Consider the following 2,074-nt stretch of genomic DNA (forward strand, 5'->3'; position numbering starts at 1 on the left):
CACCAGCGCCTGGGCGATATGCACCGCGCCGACCACCACCACGCGCAGCGGCGGGTTGTGGATGGCGACGAAACGGCCATCCGCTTCAAGCCCCGAGCGATCCATGCGAAAGCGTTCGGTGAATCCCTCGCTCACCAGCCGGCCACCGCCGGTTTCGGCATTGCACAGATAGGCCACCGGACGGCGCGCCGTCCGCGCCGCCACCAGCTCTTCCAGTACCGCGGGCGGCATCACCGCGCCCACCGGCTCGACCAGCACCCGGATGGTGCCGCCACAGGCGAGGCCGACGGCAAAGGCGTCGCCGTCGCTGACCCCGAATTCAAGCAGGCGCCCTCGGCCCTCGTCCAGCGCCTCGAGCGCCTCGACCATGACCGCGCCCTCGACGCAGCCGCCCGAGACCGAGCCCTCGATCTGCCCGTCGCCCGAGACCGCCATCTGGGCGCCGACCCGGCGCGGCGCCGAGCCCCATGTCTCGACCACCGTAGCCAGCACCGCGCCGCGCCCGGCGCGATGCCAGTCGAGGGCGAATTCGGGGGCCGCGCGTGTCGCGGCGGGCGCTCCTGGGGTCATCTCGTCCTTGCCTTCGGTTCCGTTGCAGAGGCCATGATGCTGCGCCGGCCGATATATGACAAGGCATCACGGGCAGGCATCACGGGCAGGCATCACGGCGCGGCCTTGGCCGGGGCCGGCAGGGCCCCTGCCCCGGCGATCAGCCGCGCCTTTTCGCCGACGTCCTCGGGCCGGGAAATCACCTCGGCCAGCTCTTCGAGGCTGGCGATCGAATGGCCGGCGCGGAAACTGTCGACATGGGGCAGCATGGCGCGGATGCCCCCGGCCCTGGCGGCAAACCCCTGCCAGCGCAGCAGCGGGTTGAGCCAGATCAGCCGCCGCGACGACAGCTGCAGCCGCTGCATTTCCCGGCCCAGCGCCGCCGGATCGCCGCGCTCCAGACCGTCCGAGATCAGCAGCACCACCGCCCCCTGGCCCATGACCCGGCGCGACCAGTCGCGGTTGAAGACATGCAGGCAGTCGCCGATGCGGGTGCCGCCCTCCCAGTCCCGGGCCTCGGCCCCGGCGGCGGCCAGCGCCGCGTCGACGTCGCGGGTGGCAAGATGGCGGCTGATATTGGTCAGCCGGGTGCCGAAGGTGAAACCATGCACCCGCGCCCAGCCGGCGCCGCGGTGATTGGCCACGGCATGCAGGAAATGCAGCACCATGCGGCTGTAGCGGCTCATCGAGCCGGATATGTCGCAGATCACCACCAGGTTGGGCCAGCGCGGGCGCGGGCTCTTGCGGGCCAGGGTCTGCAGGTCGCCGCCCTGGCGCATGGCGGCGCGCAGGCTGCGGCGCCAGTCGGCCCGCTGCCCGCGCGGGTCCGGCCGGGCGCGGCGCGACAGGATCGGTGCCACCGGCAATTGCAACCGCGCCAGCATGCGTTTCGCCGCCGCCATCTCTTCGCTGCTCATCTGTTCGAAATCCAGCTCGCGCAGCCGCTCCTGCGAGGAGACGGTGCGTGCGGCGTCGATCTCGATCTCGGTGCCGCCCTCGTCCTCGGGCTCGGGCAGGTCCCGGCTCACCCCGTCAAGCAGCGCCTCGGCGGCGCGTTTCTCGGCCGGAGCCGCCCGGCGTTCTTCCTGAACGCCGCGCACCGCCGGCAGCATCGCCGCCATCATCTGTTCCAGATAGCGCGGATCGCGCCAATAGAGGCGGAACACCTGGGCAAAGACCGCGCGGTGCTCGGGGCGCGAGACGAAACAGGCATGCAGGGTCCAGTAGAAATCCTCGCGGCCGGTGAACCCCGCCGCCTCGACCGCGCGCACCGCATCGACCACGCGGCCGGGGCCGATCGGCAGGCCCGCCTTGCGCAGGGCGCGGGCGAACCAGGTCAGATTGTGGGTGAGTTTCGGCGCCTCGGGCAGATCGAGCGGCAGGTGTTCAGCCATGCGCCCGGAACCCCCGTTGCCGGGGGGCTGTCTGCCCCCCGCCGCCCCCTCTGGGGCGCCCCCCGAGGATATTTCCGGCAAGAGAAAGCATCAGGCCGGGGCCAGTGTCGCCCGGGCCTGGTCAAGCAGCC

2 protein-coding genes are annotated in these 2,074 nt (G+C 72.0%); both read right to left on the minus strand.

The genetic code is table 11. The annotated features are described in order from the left end of the window. The coding region (locus ABZD10_RS15400) for an XdhC family protein (RefSeq protein ID WP_372887876.1) at positions 1 to 570 on the minus strand (570 nt) is incomplete at its 3' end. A gap of 92 nt (positions 571 to 662) precedes the next feature. Next, positions 663 to 1,943 carry a VWA domain-containing protein gene (locus ABZD10_RS15405; RefSeq protein WP_372887877.1) on the minus strand — a complete coding sequence of 427 codons (1,281 nt, stop codon included), beginning with the start codon at positions 1,941 to 1,943 and terminating at the stop codon, positions 663 to 665. Between the last annotated feature and the right edge of the window lie 131 nt (positions 1,944 to 2,074).

Origin of the sequence: Shimia sp. (assembly GCF_041624275.1) — a bacterium.
GTDB lineage: Bacteria > Pseudomonadota > Alphaproteobacteria > Rhodobacterales > Rhodobacteraceae > Shimia.

What these genes read in the sequence shown, in the direction of transcription:
- ABZD10_RS15405 (WP_372887877.1), bottom strand. Translation starts at nt 1,943, where the DNA reads ATGGCTGAACACCTGCCGCTCGATCTGCCCGAGGCGCCGAAACTCACC.